The organism is Treponema sp. OMZ 788 (genome assembly GCF_024181245.1).
Lineage (GTDB): Bacteria > Spirochaetota > Spirochaetia > Treponematales > Treponemataceae > Treponema_B.
In genome coordinates this window covers 2146179-2162216 of sequence record NZ_CP051199.1, presented here as the reverse complement: position 1 = coordinate 2162216, position 16038 = coordinate 2146179, and the positions used below count along the sequence as shown (strand labels likewise).

The window sequence follows — 16038 nt, the reverse complement described above, 5'->3', positions numbered from 1 at the left end:
CAGCTTTACTGAACGGCTTAAGTACTAATTTATCTCTGCCCGGCTTTGAGGCAGGAGCGGCTTGCGACTATGTCTATTCCTGTGTTAAGCACATTTTCAATTATCACTTCACCCATCTTTTTAGGTGCCTGAGTTTTGACGCTGTTTATTTCTTTCATTACATCGAAGATCAAGGCCTTGGGGATGGGGCTTGAAGTTTTTACGGGAAGGGAGGGAAGAACTCCGCCTTCGATTATTACAGTCGAGCTTATATTTCTTCGAGGGTCTTTAATTTCCTGCATTGCATAAAGCTCTCCGCCCTTGCATAAATTTCCTTTAACGGAAAATTCTCCCGGCTCTTCTTTGAAGACTGAAAGTTTACAGCCCCGCGGGCAGGACACACACGTAAAATCTTTTTTTATCAGTTCTCTACTCATCTAAAATTACCTCCGCAGTTATGTCTTCGGTCAATCCCTTTAAGGTGATAAAATTTAAGGGAATGTTTATCATTTCGGACGGAACCAGCTGTGCAGTTTTCTTTTGTGCAAGAATTTTTTCGCCCGACTTAATTATAAGATGAGCATTTCTATAAACCGAATCCGTCCGCATAAAAAGTGAAGCTCCGTCGATGTTGGTTGTGTTTATTCTATTCGGAACAATGTAGCGGATTCCTTTTTTTGCTCTCGTCTTAATAAAAGCCGCCTCCTCTTTTTGCGGGGTATTATTTTCAAGCTTCTTGTTTTTTTGAGCAAAGAGGGCTGCGTTTTTTCCGGCTGTTCGGCTTTCCTTTGTAACGAAGTCTACGATGTCGTGCACATGGAGAACATTTCCGCAGGCAAAGATACCGCTCGTTTCCGTTTCCATTCCGTTATCGACAAAGGCGCCGTTTGTTATCGGGTTGAGGGCTATACCTGCCTTTTGCGTAAGTTCGTTTTCGGGGATGAGCCCGACTGAAAGAAGAACCGTATCGCAGGAAAATTCTTTTTCGGTTCCGGGAATTTCTTTAAAGGAAGAATCTATTTGCGCTATCGTAACTCCCGTAACCCTGTCCTTGCCGTGGACGCAGGATATGCTGTGGCTTAAAAAAAGCGGAATCCCGTAGTCTTCAAGGCATTGGGCTATGTTCCGGTTTAGGCCGCTTGAATAGGGCATTATTTCTACAACGGCCTTCACCTTGGCTCCTTCCAAGGTCATACGGCGGGCCATGATTAGGCCGATGTCGCCTGAGCCGTAGATTACGACCTCTTTGCCGACTGAAAGACCCTCGATGTTCATAAGGCGCTGGGCCATGCCGGCGGTAATTACGCCCGATGGACGGTAACCTTTTAGGGAGATGGCTCCTGCCGTGCGCTCGCGGCAGCCCATTGCAAGGACTACAGCTCCCGCCCTTATTTTTTTTAAGCCGCCTTCGTTTATGAGAGTAATCTCTCTTTCTTTGGTTAGGTCGATTACCATGGTATTGAGGAGGATATCTATGTCCTCTCTTTTTACCATCTTTATAAAGCGTTCCGCATATTCGGGGCCGGTTAATTCTTCTTTAAATTCGTGGAGGCCGAAGCCTGCATGAATACATTGGTTTAAGATGCCGCCGAGTTCAAAGTCTCTTTCTATTATGAGAACGGAAGAAGCTCCGTTTTTTTTGGCTTCAAGGGCTGCTGCCAAACCTGCCGGGCCTCCGCCTATTACGGCGACCTCGTATTCGTCTTTGCAATTATTGCTTTCTTTTATATTTATCATTGTGCACCGCCCTTTAGTTTTCCGTAAACAATCGGAGAGTTTCTTCTATCCTTTTGAATTTTCTCGATAGGGATTTTTAATTCGCGTGAAAGGATTTGGAGAACGTGGGGCTCGCAAAAGCCTCCCTGACATCTTCCCGAGCCGGGGCGTACCCGCCTTTTTATGCCGTCAACCGTGCGGGCTCCCGCAGGCCGGTGAATTGCTTCAATGATTTCTGCCTCGCTTACTGTTTCGCAGCGGCAGATAACATGGCCGTAGAGAGGATTTTCTTTTATAAGGGCTTCCTGCTCTTTTGGGCTCAGATCGGCAAAGTGCTTGATTGCTTTTCTCTTTTCGTTAAAGTTTTTCTTTTTGTTAAAGGGAATTTTTAAGTCATCCGCTTCTTTTTTTACAAGCTCCGCAACGTATTCTCCAATGGCGGGAGCCGAGCTTAGGCCTGGCGATTCGATTCCGCCTGCGTGTATAATTCCCTTGGAATTTTTTGAAGCATAGATCATAAAGTCGCCAGTGTCAGGTCTTGCCCTTACTCCTGCAAAAATGCGGATGGTGTTTTTGAAATTGAGTGAGGGCACTGTCTTTAAAGCCTTCGCTTCTACCTGAGCCAAGCCTTGGGCTGAAACGGAGGTGTCTTCGGGATCTTCAATGTTTTCTGCGGAAGGACCAACCAAAAAATTCCCGTGGTAGGAGGGGAGAACCAAGATGCCTTTTCCCATCTTTGAGGGAGCCTGAAAGCAGATATGGTTTACAAGATTTGTATAGTTTTTATCGAAGAGGCGGTACTCCCCGCGGCGGGGCAGAATTTTAAAATCTTCGTCGCCTGCCATTTTTGCAATCTTATCGGAGTAAAGTCCTGCCGCATTTATAACCAGCTTGGTTTTAAAACTCTTTTGTTCCGCCTTGCCTGATAAGGTTTTGATGACATATGCTTGGTCTTCTCTTTCAATTGAGATGACCTCGTTTTCGGGGAGGAAGTCTACACCGTTAGAAACGGCGTTTTCCATAAAGGCCGCTGTCATATCGAAGGGACAGATGACTCCGGCTGTTCCGCAGTAGAGAGCACCCAATGCCTCTTTTGAAACATTGGGTTCTTCTTTTAAAAGCCTTTCCCTATCCCAAAGCTCTAAGCCTTCAGCTCCGTTTTTTATGCCTCTTTCATAGAGGGCTGAAAGTTCTTTTTGTTCTTCTTCGCTAAAGGCGATTACAAGAGAGCCTAATTGTTTAAAGCGCAGATCCAATTTTTCTTTTAAGCTGCGCACTAAAAAATTACCTCTCACATTTAGCCTTGCCTTTAATGAGCCTTCCTTTGCGTCATAGCCCCCGTGGACGATTCCGCTGTTGGCCTTGCTTGTACCGCAGCCGAATTCCAATTCTTTTTCGAGGACGGCGATTTTTAATTCGTATTTGGAAAGTTCCCGTGCAATGCAGGCTCCTACAACTCCTGCTCCGATTATTATTATGTCGTACATATCTTTTGATAATATCACTATTTTGAGGCTTAGTCTATATGAAAAAAAAGCAAATTTTATTCGGTATAGCATTGACTTTTTTTTTAGATTTTTATATAATCAAGACTCGTTTTATGGGCCATTAGCTCAGTTGGTAGAGCAACAGACTCTTAATCTGTGGGTCGCAGGTTCGAAGCCTGCATGGCTCATCTTAATTGAACCTCTAGGAACATTAGTTTTTAGAGGTTTTTTTATGACTTTTCATCCAAGATTTGCCAGTACCCGTTTTTGTCGGCCCCGATGCGCTTGATGATATTTTTTTCTTGCAGTTTTTTCATATTTTTAATTATATTTAAACGTGCTATTCCTACGATTTCGGCGAGTTCTTCTTGGGTAATGTAAGGATTGTTTTTTACTGCGGCTATAATTTTTTGTTGATTTACAGTAATCTTTTGAGTAATCTTTTGAGTAATCTTTAATTCGGTTGAAATTATTTCTTCTATCGTTTTTAAAATAATCGATAACATAAATTCAATAAATTCCGTGCTGTCTGCATTGCTGTCACTAATTCCCAAAGCCTTGTAATAGAGTTTTTGATTTTCCTTTATTAAAGTTTCGATAGGCAGCCATGCAAAAATCGGTTTCCACTCTGTTAAGATTACGCTTTGCCATAAGCGTCCCATTCTTCCGTTTCCGTCTTCAAAAGGATGGATAAACTCAAACTCATAATGAAATACGCAGCTTTTAATTAAGGGATGAGCATCACTGTTTTTAAGCCAGTCAAATAAGTCGTTCATCAAAAAAGGAACTCTATCGGCAGGAGGAGCTACATGCACTACATCTTTTCCGTCAAAAATACCGACCCCTCCCTTTCTGTATTTACCGCTGTGTTTTACGAGATCATTCATCATAAGCTGATGGGCTTTGAGTAAATCTTTTTGGTTATAAGGGCTCAGGTTTAAAAGTAATTCATAGGCTTGAACGGCATTTTTTACTTCCTGTATTTCGTTCGGCGGCCCAAGGACTCTTTTCCCCTCAATGATTGCAGTGATTTGTTCTATGGACAAAGAGTTATTTTCAATGGCCAATGAAGAGTGGATTGTCCTAATCCTGTTTTTTTTTCTTAATTGGACACTTCGCTCGGTATTTTCAAGGTTGTTTATTTCTCCGATTTTTTCGGATATTTGAGAAATCAAATTTATAGCTTTTGACGTAATTTTAAATGGGGGTTCGTAACTCATATTCTTTCATTATAAAAGATTTTTAAGATATAGTTAAGTAAGTAGTTTTAGCGGTAATTGTACGTCAAGGCTTTAAGATATTTTTCGGTGAGGATGAAGGCTTCGTTAGTTAGAGTTTCAATCTTGTCATCGGCTGTGTGCATGAGCTGCCATGTAAAAGGGATGATTTTTTCGAAAGGAGAACCTTGGGGCGGCTTTTGATTTTTTATTACCATGTCCGTGAGTTCACCCATGGCCGTTTTATTTTGAGTTTTGTTTTGGCTATTTAGTACTGAAGTTTTCTTTTGAGGGAGACTGCTCAAGGGATAACCTTCTTTTTCCTGCGGGAGATAACGCAAAAGAGTTGCGGCTTCTTCCCGAGGGAGAACGGTTATGACTTGGGCGCAAAGGCCGGCAGCAATAAAGCCGGCATTGTCGCTGTAAGCCGTCAGCATTGAAAGCCATTGATTCGGACAAGCCTTCTGTGCAAGGAGGCCGGCCCGCTTATGAAGCTCGTCGAGCCTTTTGGTTTTTTCTTTATCCCGTCCGAAAATGCCTGAACGGGAAAGGATTAGGGTATCGCCTCTTCCGCACATGTCGAATACAAAAATATCGTCTTCATCCATTTTAAGTTTTTTTAAACCCATTCCAAGTGTGTAAGATCCTTGTTCTCGAAGACCGGCCGCTCCTGCTTCTTCACCGTCGGTAAAGATAATTTTTATGTTGTGGGTCTTTGTGTAAGCGCATAATTTTTTTGCAAAGTTCATGAGGATAAAACAAGAGGCGGAATTGTCGTTGGCTCCTTGGGTATTTGGAGCCCTGTCATAGTGAGCCACGAGGGTTTTCATCTTAAAATTCTTATCGTAAAACTGTGCAGGGTATTTTATGATGATGTGTTTTTTTTGTGCAAGGTTTACTATGCTGTGCGGAACCTTATTGGCGTTTAACCACTGCGATATAAAATCACAGCGGTTAAGGTCTTTTTTTAAAAAGGCTTTAAACAAATCGGAATTGAGCAAACTGTCTTCATTTTCCTGAATCATTTTTGTTAAAGCCTTTTATTCTTATTTTTTTAATTCTTCAAGAGCTTTTTCAAGTTCGTCTACAATCTTTGCAAAGTTATCACAGGCTGCTTGTACCGGAGCGGGACTTGCCATATCAACACCTGCAAGTTTGAGCGACTCAATCGGATAGCGTGAGCCTCCCGATTTTAAGAACTTAAAGTAGTCTTCTCTTTCTTTGTCGCCGCCTGAGCAAACCCTTTCGGCAAGAGCCATTGAGGCGGAAATTCCTGTTGCATATTTGTAAACATAGAAGGCCCTGTAAAAGTGCGGAATCCTCATTCCTTCCAAGTCGCTTACATCTTCGAATACCATTTCGGGACCGAAGTAAAGTTCCAAAAGTTTTTTGTATTCGCTTCGCAAGTTTTCGACTGTAAGAGGTGTGCCGCTTTCGACAAGGGCGTGGGTAATCTTTTCGTACTCTGCAAACATGGTTTGTCTGTAGAGGGTTGCGAGGATATCCGATGCTCTGACACTTAAAAGATAGGCTTTAATTTTCGGGTCGGTTGTATTTTTAATCATGTGTCTGAATAAGAGTTCTTCATTAAAGGTAGAGGCAACCTCGGCTTCAAAGATTGTGTAATGGTAGCAGGGATAAGGATTGTTTCTTACCGAGTACCATGAGTGCATGGAGTGGCCGCCTTCGTGTACAAGGGTGAATAAGTCACGGATAACATCTTCTTTGTAGTTCATCAAGATATAGGGAACGCTGTCGTATCCGCCTGCCGAAAAGGCACCGGAGCGTTTGCCTTCATTTTCGTACTTGTCTACCCAGCCGTTTAAAAGACCGTCTCTGATTGTTTTAACATATTCTTCTCCAAGAGGTTTGAGGGCTTCAGTGATGATGTCGACAGCTTCATTATACGGAGTAACTTTTTTTACCTCGCTGACCAAGGGCATATAAACGTCATAGTGGCGGAGCTCTTTAACTCCCAGATGTTTTTTCAGCATACCATAGAATTTATGCAAGGGCTTTAAATTTTTGTGAATGGTGTCAACAAGGTTGTCATAAACAGCTGTAGGAACCTTGTCCACATAGAGGGATTTTTCTCTTGCAGAACCATAGCCTCTGATTTTTGCAAGGGCTACGTTTTGCTGAACCTGTCCTGTATACAAACTTGCGATTGTATTTTTATGAGCACCGTATGTACCGTAAAGCTGCTTATAGGCTTTTTCGCGCAAGGCCCTGTCCGGATTCTGCATAAACTTCGAATAGGAAGATTGAGTTAGTTTTATATCTCCTTCTTTTGTGGTGATTGTACCGAAGTCAAAATCTACGTTAGTTAAAACCGAAAAGGCCTGACTGGGCGTGCCGTGGGGCTCGCTTAAAAGGCTTAAGATCTTTTCTTCCTTGTCGGAAAGGGTGTGAGGCTTTAGGTGCAAGGTCTTTTCCAAGGAAACCTTAAAATCGGCAAAGTCCTTACCTGTGGGGCTTGAAGGATCAATCCATGAGCGGATTTTCTCTTCCGGGATTTCCATGATAGAGGGCATGAGCCAGCTGGTTGCAGCAGAAAGCTCCGTAACAGTCATCATGTATTTGCCTAAGCGTTTAATATTTTCGGGATCTCCCTCATTTGATGATTTTTGTAAGAAGGCATAGTTCCCGACTTTTTCTGCAATTCTATCAACTCCTGTTGAAGCCTTGAGGCAGGCAAGCAGGGTTGCCGCATCGATTGTTTCAGGCTTGGAAAAGGCTTCCTTATATTTTAAGATTTCTTTTCCGCCTTCAGGAATGGAAGCAAGGGCTGCTTCCCATTCTTCTTCATTCTTAAAAAGTAATTCGATATTCCATTTGTCGCTCTGTGCGATCTCGGAACGTTTAGGTGTTGTTGAGTTTTTCATATATATACTATACAACAATGAAGACAAATAGACAAGGGTCTTAATTTTTTAATTTTCAAAGGCAAGGCTTGATTCTATCTTCTTGTAAGTTTCTAATCTTTATAGTAGTATAACATTTCTGAATTTAGGAAGCATCGAATCTATGAAAGAGCAGCAAGAAGAAAATAAGGAATTTCTTACCACACAGATAATTACATACCTCGGCAATAAAAGAACTCTTATAGATAAAATAGAAGAAGAGGTAAAGCTTATATCTAAAAACTTAAACAAGGAAAAGCTTATCTGTGCGGATCTTTTTTCAGGTTCCGGCATAGTTGCCCGTATGTTAAAAAAAATATGCTTCAAAGATAATCGTTAATGATTTGGAAAGTTATTCATATGTTATAAACTCATGTTATCTTACAAACAAAGAAGAATATCCTAAAAAACTTTGCGGTCAATTAAGAAAAGAAATAATCTCTTCTTGTTCAGATAAAAAAATCCCCGGAGTAATTACAGAAAACTACGCTCCCAAGAATGACAACAAAATCGAAAAAGGAGAAAGAGTTTTTTATACACATCAAAATGCTCTTTTAATCGATACCTATAGAAATCTTATCGATAAAATTGTACCGGAAGAAAATTTAAAAAGATTTTTTTTGGCACCCCTAATTACCGAAGCTTCAATTCATGTAAATACAAGCGGCGTATTTAAGGGGTTTTATAAGGACAAAAATACGGGAATAGGCTGCTTCGGTGCCAGCGGGAAAAATGCCCTGACAAGAATATTGGGCGAGGTGGAATTAAAAGAGCCCGTTTTTAGTAATTTTAATTCCGAGCTTGAATTTTTTACAAAGGATGCTGTAGAGCTTTCAAAAGAAATTAAAAATATAGATATCGCTTATATCGATCCGCCTTATAATCAGCATCCATACGGTTCAAATTATTTTATGCTTAATTTAATTCTTAAAAATAAACTCGATGTTCCTATAAGCAAGGTAAGCGGAATTACCCAAGACTGGAAGCGCTCCGCCTTTAATAAACCTTATCTGGCTTTAAAATCCATGGAAGAAATTATATCATCTCTTGATTCGAAGTATGCAGTGATTTCTTATAATTCGGAGGGCTTTATTTCTTTTGAAGATATGACCGCTATGCTGCAAAAATACGGAGAACTAAAAACCGCCGAAATAAAATACAATACTTTTCGGGGAAGCCGAAATCTTAACAATAGGAACATTCATGTTTCGGAATACTTGTTTGTTTTAAAAAAATAGATTAAAATACCTGTGATGGAAGAACAATTATCTAATTTTAGAATTAAACAGGGCCGCAGCGTTTTTAGTGCGTACAATGGAATCAACTCGTTTTCATTTGCCCTCGTTACAGGAAACACAATCACTCTTTATGCTCTTGCTCTAAAAGCTAACAGTACCGTCATAGGTTTGCTTACAGCCTTTATGTATATGTGCTATTTTACAATTCCTTTAGGCAAGCTGATGGCTCGAAGGTTTACGATTGTAAAAACTTTTGCTTATACTTGGTTTTTGCGTAACGCCTCGCTTTTGCCTATTTTGTTTATTCCGTTTTTTTATTTTAGCGGAGAAAATGAAGCAGCCATCTTTATGCTCTTACTTGCGGTAGCTCTTTTTAACTTTTTCCGCGGAGCCGGAATAGTTGCAAACAATCCGGTCATAAGCCTTTTGGCTCCCGGCAAGGATCGAAATTCTTATATAGTCAAAATCTCATTGACAAATAACTCGGCAGCACTCACAGCCATAATATTTTTAACCGTCTTTTTGTGGTTTTCTCCAAGGCTGGGAATCGATATAGTTTCTACATATAATATAACTGCAATAATAGGAATTATTACGGGCTTTGCCGCTTCTGCTCTTTTACTTAAACTTCCCGATCCCGATTTTGAAAGAAGAATGGAAGCTGTAAAGCAGGCTAGGGCGGAAGGAAAAAGCCGAAAGGAAATACGAAAACTGAAACGGGGAAATCAAAATCTTCAAAAGGGTTCTTTTTTTGCCGCCGCTAAGGAAGCCCTTGCAGATAAAAACTTTAAGCTATATATTTTTTCGTTTTTTATAATTCAGTTCGGAATAAGTTTGGCCCGCCCTTTTATAATTGTTTACGGAAGATCAGTTTACGGTATACCCGATAATTTGGTAATTATTTTTTCTCTTGCTTCAACTATGGGCTCCCTTTTGGTCGGTCTTTTAATGCGCCTATTGATAGACAGGATGGGTGCAAAGCCGATGTATGTTATTTTTACAGCTCTCAGTGTTACAGCTCTTATTCCTGCAATTATAGCACCTGCCAGAGATATGCACTTGATTGCCTTTATCTTTTTGATTTTATTTTCGATGATAACCAACATGGGTTTTTCAGCTCAAATGGATGCATCTCAGGCCTACTTCTTCGGGATAGTTCCGTCAAAGTCTTTGATGGATTTGAGTATGCTCAATTTTTTTGTTATGGGTATTACAGGAGCTCTCGGTTCAATCTTAGGCGGCCGCATTTTGGATATGCTGCAAACTTCAGGTTTTTCCAATTTGAGCATGTACCGTTTATTTTTTTCGGGCGTTATAATCTGCATCCTTTTTGGAATGTTTTTTCAGATTAAGCTTTTAAACCTCGGAGGCCGCCTTGTAAAGGATGCTCTTGCAGTTATTTTTTCGCCGCGAGACATGAAGGCTTTAAACCTTTTGTATAAACTGGATTCGAGTGAGAGCCTTCAAACGGAAGAAAAAATTTTACATGAACTTACGGCAACAGCTTCTCAAGAATCGGCCGACAAGTTAAATCAATATATGAAGTCTCCTCGCTTTTCGATAAGATATTCTGCAATGAAGTCGCTAAATTCCTTAGAAAAACTTTCGGCAAAAAATAGGGAATCTCTTTTAGAAGAATTGAATAAGGGAGAATTTACTACGGCCGCTCTTGCTGCTAAAACTCTTGCCCATTTTAATGTTTACCAAGCTGTCGAACCTTTGAGAAAAGCCATTGAAAGTGAAGATTATATTTTGGCAGGGGAAGCGATGATTGCTCTTGCACGTCTTAAAGATGAGGCTTCTCAATTTAAAATTTATCAAATCCTATCGGGAACACAAAATCCCAAAATTCTGCTTTCGGGCATTAAGGCTATGGAAACTTATAGGTCGGTAAATTCCATTCCCTTTATAATCGACTTGCTCCGCAGGGAGGGGCTTCCTTCCTTGGTAGAAGATGAGGCTTATTTAAGTTTGGCTTCAATGATGAATGTGGAGGGCGGTTTTTATTTTGCTTATGACCGATTTAAAAATGAAGCGAGGGACACGGGAGCGATTTTTACCGACATGCTGGATGAAGCCTTTGCAAAAAGAAAAAATTCTGATCTTGAATTTAAAAAGATAATTTTAACATTTATAAGCGAGGCTTCAAACGATACAGAATTTATAAAATGGTTTTTGGATTTAGCGGAAGAATTTTTAGGCATGAACACTGCTCTTCTTTTGAGCGTTATAATGGATGTCGATATGGTTACAAATAAGTCCTTTAGATTTTTCTTGTGCTATTGGGCCGTGTCGATTTTTAAGGAACCGAAATTGGCAGCAATTTAAAAGATAATTAGATGGAGGTAGGATATGAATGAGGTTATTGAGAATATGCTCACTCGTGTGAGTGTGCGTAAGTTTACGGCAGACAGGGTCGAAGACGAAAAGCTTAAAACAATTGTAGAATGTGCTAAGGCTTCTCCGACAGGTAAAAACAGGCAGATGAGAAAATTTACCGTTGTGCATAATAGGGAGAAAATACAGGAACTTGCAAGGGCCGTTTCTTCCGTGCTTGATATTCCGAATTATCGAATCTATGATTGTGATGCTTTGATACTGATCAGCTTTGAAGAGGATGACCGCTTCGGTTACTGCGATTCTTCGGTTGCAATTCAAAATATTTATCTTGCGGCTCATGCCTTGGGATTGGGGTCAGTCTGGATAAATCAGCTGAGAGAAAAATGTAATTCGCCCGAAATAAGGCGCGTTTTAGATTCTTTTAATATTCCTAAAAATCATGTTGTCTGCGGAATATCCGCTATCGGTTATCCTGCTGAACATCCCGAACCTAAAACACGTACCGAACCTGTAGAATTCATAAATTAAAAGAATAAAAAAAGACCGGATAGAATGTTTCTATGCCGGTCTTTTATATTAACTAAAACTATTTGATAGTTTTTAAAAATTGCCTGTAGGTTTTACATAGGGGAGATAATCTCCGTAACCTTCTTTTTCCATTTTATCGTAAGGGATAAAGCGTAAGGCTGCACCGTTTATGCAGTAGCGTAATCCGCCCGTATCGGAAGGGCCGTCATCGAAGACATGGCCTAGGTGGGCTCCTCCCGTTTTTGAAACAACCTCGGTGCGGTTCATGCCGTGGCTTCTGTCTTCCAAATATTGAAGAACCTGAGTTGTAATGGCTTTCGTAAATGAAGGCCAGCCGCAGCCTGCGTCATACTTGTTTAATGAAGAAAAAAGAGGTTTTCCTGTTGTGATGTCAACATAAATTCCTTCAGCATCGAATTTATCGTACTCGCTTGTAAAAGGTCTTTCGGTTGCTTTTTCTTGAGTAACGGAAAACTGTATTGCCGTTAAAGAGTTTTTTAATTCTTCTTTTGACGGCAGCTTGAATTTACTTTCATCATAGAGCGGGGTAAGGGCTAGGGTTAAGTCTATGTGGCAATAGCCGCCGGGATTTTTTTCAAGATAATCTTGATGGTACTCTTCTGCAAGAATAAAATGTTTTAGTTTTTCAACCTCAACAACAATCGGCCTTGAATATTTTTTTTGCATAAATTTAATAAAACTTTGTATTTCTCTAATCATAGAATCATCTACATAGTAAATACCTGTTCTATATTGGCGGCCTGCATCGTTTCCCTGTTTGTTTAAGGATGTAGGGTCGATTACTCTAAAATAGTGTGCAAGTAACTCCTGCAAACTTACTACAGATGCATCATAAACTATTTTTACTGTTTCGGCGTGGTCACTGCTGTGCAGTCCCTTGTAGTTTGCAGAATCGCTCTTACCGTTTGCATAGCCCGTGTCCGTTTCTTTTACTCCGGGTATTTGTCTAAAATATCCTTCAACGCCCCAAAAGCATCCGCCTGCAAGATATATCTCTCTAATCATTCCTTTTCCTCCGATAGATAGTTTTTGTTCTGCCTGAGCCTTTGTACACGATAAAAATAAAACTATCGAAAATACAAGACTCACCGGCAATATAATCTTTTTGTTTTTCATATCTAATTCCTCTCGAAAAAAATGTACTTCTTTTTTTTATACAAAACAAGAGGTTTCAATAATAAAATTTATTTTCTTGTTTTTTTGTCTGCCGCTTTTTTCTTTATGGTTCTAATAAGACGGGTTGCCGATGTAGAAATAATTAAGCCTATTGATATGGCTACGGCGATAAAAGCGGCTTGAACTCCTTCGCTCACTCCTTTTTCTAATCTATCAGTAACAAAGAAGAGCATGGTTTTATAAACCTTAAACCCGGGAACCAAGGGAATAGTACCTATAACGATAAAGCATGTAACCGGTGTCTTTTGAAGTACTGCAAACCAATCCGCTAAGAGACCTACTGCTAAGGCTCCTGCCAAGGTTGCAAATATATAGTTGACTCCCATGTTCTGAAAAAATATTAAGACCGTCCAAGAGACGCTTCCGCACAGGGCGCTTAAAACTGTATTTTGCTTCGGAACCGAAAACAAAAAACAAAAACAAAAACTTGCGATAAAGGATGCTATTGCATGTATGTAGAGCGGCATTATATTCCTCCAAAAAGAGAGTAAGCGAAAAGAACGGAACCTATACCGAAGGCGATTGCGACTGCGATGAGTACAGCCTCACAGGTACGGGCTATTCCCGAAATTAAATCTCCCAAAATAAAATCCCGTATTCCTGATGTAAAGGCTACTCCGGGTACTAAAGACAAAACGGCTCCCACTATTATCATGTCAAGATTTTTTACAAAACCTACATGATAAAAAAAGATGGTTATTATGCCGACAAAAAAGCCCGCTATAAAATTTCCTAAAAATACCGTTTTAGAAAACCGGGTAATTCTATCATTTAAGAAAACGGCAGCAAAGGTTGCAAGAAATGTAACGATAAAATCATTTACCGTTCCGCCGAGAAGTACTGAGAAAACTCCGCAGCCTATTCCGGCTGTAGTCAATATAAGCCAATAGGGATAGCCTTTTTCTGCATCAATCTTTTTTAGAATATCTAGAGCATCGGCTTCGGGTACCTTGCCTTGGGTAAAGTTTCTTGAAAATTCGTTTACCAATGAAATTTTTTTTATATTGCTGCCTCGGCTCTTGATATTTTTAATATAAGTGGTGCCTTCTTTTTTATCGTCGCCTATCATGATTACGGTGGGGCTTATAAAAACGGCTATGTCGTTAATACCTCGAGAAGCACATATTCTTAAAATTGTTTCTTCTGTTCTATGCATCTCGGCTCCGTTTTTTATTAGAAGCTCTCCTGCTGCTAAGGCGATTCTAAAAATTGAAACCGCTTTTTTTTCTTCTTCCATTATGTTCCTCAATCGTGTTAAAATCTTGAATTAAAATATAGCACAGGAGATTGAAAAAAACAAGTAAGCCAGTGTTATGTGATGGTAATAGCTCTTGCTATTTATACGGTAAGACTTAACCGATAAAACTTAAATTAGAGGCAGTACTTTATTTAATGCGTATTTTATGATATAATCATTCAAATATGGATTATTATGTAGTTCAGGTCAGTACAGGTAAAGAAAAGAATTTTATCGATGATGCGGAATTTAAAAATAAATTTAAAGAGCTTTCTTATTCTATAGTTTTTCCTCAAAGAATTTTAAAGATAAGAAAGGCCGGTAAGGTAACGGAGAAGAAGCTGCCTGTTTTTGCAGGGTATTTGTTTGTAGGTGCTGATGAGCTTTCAACAGAGCTGTATCAGCATCTTAAAAAGTGTAAAGGCTTTTATAGATTTTTACCTAACAATCAAGAACCCAGATCTTTAGAAGGAAGAGATTTGGAAATCCTTAATCAATTTATTTCTTTTGGAGGGGTTGCGAAAATTTCACAAGTTGTATTTGATGAAAATGATAGAATAAAAGTTATTGAAGGTCCTTTAAGCGGGCTTGAAGGTTATATTGTAAGAGTAAATAAGAGAAAGGGAAGAGCTACCGTTTGTCTGGATATGTGTCAGACTGCTTTTTATATCGACTTAGGATTTGAAACAATAAAGAAGGAAGAAAAAAATGGACCGTCCTAATAAGCAAAAATCTTCTATATATATAGTAGGCGCAGGTCTCGCCGGAACTATGATTGCGCATGAAATTTCGGCAAAAAAAATATTCGGTAAGGTTGCTGCATTTTTAGATGATGACCCTAAAAAAATCGGAACCAAGATTGACGGCATTCCGGTATTCGGGCCTATAAGTGAAACGGTTCATTTAATAAGAATAGATGCAGGGGATGAGGCTCTGATTGCAATTCCCAGTATACGCTCCGAGCGTTTGCGGGAAATATATGAGCTTTTAAAATCGGCCGGATTTTCAAAAATAAAGTTGTTGCCCGCAATTTCTCAAATCATTGACGGTTCGGCGCATTTGGTGCAGGCCCGCGAGATAGATCCGCAGGATTTACTTACCCGCACTCCCGTTACAATTTCTTTAAAAAAAAGTTTGGCATATCTGCACGGAAAGCGTGTTTTAATTACCGGAGCCGGAGGTTCTATCGGGAGCGAACTCTGCCGTCAGCTTTTATCCGGCGGAGCGGAACGCCTCTATCTTTTCGGGCACGGAGAAAATTCCATCTATCAAATTTATAAGGAACTTAAAATATTGCAGGCCGGCGGAGTGGGAGACAAGGCGACTATTGTTCCTGTAATCGGGGAATTAAAAGACCGCGAGTATATGCGCTACATCATCAAGCAATTAAAATGCGATGCAGTTTTTCATACGGCGGCCTATAAGCATGTTCCGCTGATGGAGGAAAATCCTATTGCCGTTATCGAGAACAATGTTTTCGGAACGAAGAATCTTTTGGATGCCTGTATCGAATTCGGGGTAAAGCGCTTTGTTTTAATTTCGACGGATAAGGCTGTTGAGCCTGTTTCGGTTTACGGCGTTTCAAAACTATTAAGTGAAAAATTGGTATTGCAGGCTGCCGAAACCGTAAAAGAAAAAAAAGATTCGGCCTATATGTTTGTACGTTTTGGAAATGTTTTAGGTTCAAGAGGTTCCATCTTTCCTTTATTTGTGGAGCAGATACAAAACGGCGGCCCCGTTACAGTAACCGATAAAAAGATGATAAGATTTTTTATGACAATTCCCGAAGCTTGTTCCTTGGTACTGCAGACCGGCGGTGTCGGCAAATCCGGCGAGTCCTATCTTCTTGATATGGGAGAGCCTGTAAATATTTATGAGACGGCAAAGCAGTTAATAAGCTATATGGGCTTTGAACCTGAAAAAGATATTAAGATAGAAATAATCGGCCCCAGAGAAGGGGAGCGTTTGGAAGAACCTCTTTGGTCTTCAACCGAATATCTTGAAAAAACCGATTACGAAAAAATTATGTGTCTCCGCGATAAAAAAGAATTCGATTCTAAAATATTAAACGAAATTTTAAAGACTCTCTATCCATTTTGTTTTTACACTGAAGAACATAAAGATATTTTTCGCAATAAAGAAAAAATGCGCAAGTTTTTAGAGGAAAAAGATTTATTAACTCATATTAGCAAGTAA

At 39.8% G+C, this 16038-nt stretch carries 13 protein-coding genes, 1 tRNA gene and 1 pseudogene; 6 read left to right on the top strand and 9 right to left on the bottom strand.

Annotation, left to right across the window (positions count from 1 at the left end):
• Nucleotides 1–29: 29 nt before the first annotated feature.
• The 3 genes from E4O00_RS10785 to E4O00_RS10775 are packed head-to-tail and all read right to left on the bottom strand — an operon-like array spanning nucleotide 30 to nucleotide 3182.
• Nucleotides 30–416, bottom strand: a complete 387-nt coding sequence (locus E4O00_RS10785; protein WP_253677368.1) for a DUF1667 domain-containing protein — start codon at nucleotides 414–416, stop codon at nucleotides 30–32.
• Nucleotides 409–1716 carry an NAD(P)/FAD-dependent oxidoreductase gene (locus tag E4O00_RS10780; RefSeq protein WP_253677367.1) on the bottom strand — a complete coding sequence of 436 codons (1308 nt, stop codon included), beginning with the start codon at nucleotides 1714–1716 and terminating at the stop codon, nucleotides 409–411. Before E4O00_RS10780 ends, E4O00_RS10785 begins: the two co-directional genes overlap by 8 nt.
• A complete protein-coding gene (locus E4O00_RS10775; protein WP_253677366.1) occupies nucleotides 1713–3182 on the bottom strand; it encodes an NAD(P)/FAD-dependent oxidoreductase in 1470 nt (489 codons plus the stop codon). Before E4O00_RS10775 ends, E4O00_RS10780 begins: the two co-directional genes overlap by 4 nt.
• A gap of 115 nt (nucleotides 3183–3297) precedes the next feature.
• On the opposite strand from E4O00_RS10775, the gene E4O00_RS10770 reads away from it, so the two are divergent.
• Nucleotides 3298–3370, top strand: a tRNA-Lys gene (locus E4O00_RS10770).
• Between the two features lie 42 nt (nucleotides 3371–3412).
• Here the strand turns inward: E4O00_RS10770 and E4O00_RS10765 are convergent.
• From E4O00_RS10765 to pepF, 3 genes are read right to left on the bottom strand one after another with little or no spacing between them, the layout of a single operon-like run.
• A complete protein-coding gene (locus E4O00_RS10765; protein ID WP_253677365.1) occupies nucleotides 3413–4402 on the bottom strand; it encodes a Fic family protein in 990 nt (329 codons plus the stop codon).
• A 47-nt stretch (nucleotides 4403–4449) separates the two neighbouring features.
• The gene (locus E4O00_RS10760; RefSeq protein ID WP_253677364.1) at nucleotides 4450–5424 is read right to left on the bottom strand and encodes a M28 family peptidase; all 975 of its coding nucleotides are present in this window, start codon (nucleotides 5422–5424) and stop codon (nucleotides 4450–4452) included.
• A gap of 21 nt (nucleotides 5425–5445) precedes the next feature.
• On the bottom strand, nucleotides 5446–7284 hold the full coding sequence (pepF, locus tag E4O00_RS10755; protein WP_253677363.1) for an oligoendopeptidase F: 1839 nt from the start codon (nucleotides 7282–7284) through the stop codon (nucleotides 5446–5448).
• A gap of 142 nt (nucleotides 7285–7426) precedes the next feature.
• Between pepF and E4O00_RS10750 the strand changes: the two are divergent.
• The 3 genes and pseudogenes from E4O00_RS10750 (at nucleotide 7427) to E4O00_RS10740 (ending at nucleotide 11408) form a co-directional block, all read left to right on the top strand.
• Nucleotides 7427–8540: pseudogene (locus tag E4O00_RS10750) on the top strand (DNA adenine methylase).
• Nucleotides 8541–8555: 15 nt separating this feature from the next.
• Nucleotides 8556–10868, top strand: a complete 2313-nt coding sequence (locus tag E4O00_RS10745; RefSeq protein WP_253677362.1) for an MFS transporter — start codon at nucleotides 8556–8558, stop codon at nucleotides 10866–10868.
• Between the two features lie 24 nt (nucleotides 10869–10892).
• Nucleotides 10893–11408: a nitroreductase family protein gene (locus tag E4O00_RS10740; protein WP_253677361.1), complete on the top strand. Its 516-nt coding sequence runs from the start codon at nucleotides 10893–10895 to the stop codon at nucleotides 11406–11408.
• A gap of 72 nt (nucleotides 11409–11480) precedes the next feature.
• Here E4O00_RS10740 and msrB read toward each other — a convergent pair whose 3' ends face one another.
• The 3 genes from msrB to E4O00_RS10725 all read right to left on the bottom strand — a co-directional run bounded on the left by msrB (nucleotide 11481) and on the right by E4O00_RS10725 (nucleotide 13842).
• Nucleotides 11481–12545: a peptide-methionine (R)-S-oxide reductase MsrB gene (gene msrB, locus E4O00_RS10735; protein WP_253677360.1), complete on the bottom strand. Its 1065-nt coding sequence runs from the start codon at nucleotides 12543–12545 to the stop codon at nucleotides 11481–11483.
• Nucleotides 12546–12613: 68 nt separating this feature from the next.
• Nucleotides 12614–13072: a threonine/serine exporter family protein gene (locus E4O00_RS10730; RefSeq protein WP_253677359.1), complete on the bottom strand. Its 459-nt coding sequence runs from the start codon at nucleotides 13070–13072 to the stop codon at nucleotides 12614–12616.
• Nucleotides 13072–13842 carry a threonine/serine exporter family protein gene (locus E4O00_RS10725; RefSeq protein ID WP_253677358.1) on the bottom strand — a complete coding sequence of 257 codons (771 nt, stop codon included), beginning with the start codon at nucleotides 13840–13842 and terminating at the stop codon, nucleotides 13072–13074. Before E4O00_RS10725 ends, E4O00_RS10730 begins: the two co-directional genes overlap by 1 nt.
• Before the next feature lie 185 nt (nucleotides 13843–14027).
• Here E4O00_RS10725 and loaP point away from each other — a divergent pair, with 185 nt between their 5' ends.
• On the top strand, nucleotides 14028–14564 hold the full coding sequence (gene loaP, locus E4O00_RS10720; RefSeq protein WP_253677357.1) for an antiterminator LoaP: 537 nt from the start codon (nucleotides 14028–14030) through the stop codon (nucleotides 14562–14564).
• Nucleotides 14551–16038 carry a polysaccharide biosynthesis protein gene (locus tag E4O00_RS10715; protein WP_253677356.1) on the top strand — a complete coding sequence of 496 codons (1488 nt, stop codon included), beginning with the start codon at nucleotides 14551–14553 and terminating at the stop codon, nucleotides 16036–16038. Before loaP ends, E4O00_RS10715 begins: the two co-directional genes overlap by 14 nt.